This is a genomic window from Paraburkholderia sp. SIMBA_030 (assembly GCF_046535245.1).
In the GTDB taxonomy this organism is placed as follows: domain Bacteria; phylum Pseudomonadota; class Gammaproteobacteria; order Burkholderiales; family Burkholderiaceae; genus Paraburkholderia.
In genome coordinates this window covers 1-269 of sequence record NZ_JAWRXB010000620.1, presented here as the reverse complement: position 1 = coordinate 269, position 269 = coordinate 1, and the positions used below count along the sequence as shown (strand labels likewise).

The following is a 269-nucleotide window of genomic DNA, read 5'->3' as shown; positions in this document are numbered from 1 at the left end:
GCCCCCCAGATGCATGCCGATAATCATTTGTCTTTTCATAATGTCCTCTTTCCGCGCAACGATCCGAGCTGATCGTGCTGTCCACTGCGCGCTATGCGGAGATTTCTCCGCCGCAAATCCGATGTGTGAAAGCCAAAAAGTTGAAGTCGCTGTTTGCGACGCTTCGCGGCCTTCGCGGCTTTTTGCAGGCTTGGGTTGATCCTCGTGCGGACAAAGCGCTCTGAGACGTGATGCTCGAGGTCGAGCTCTTCAGCATGGAATTTGCTCCC

General features: G+C 54.6%; 1 protein-coding gene. It reads right to left on the bottom strand.

Annotation, left to right across the window (positions count from 1 at the left end):
• Positions 1 to 35 precede the first annotated feature (35 nt).
• On the bottom strand, positions 36 to 269 hold a 234-nt coding region (locus tag SB772_RS41440; protein WP_410838703.1), incomplete at its 5' end, for a hypothetical protein.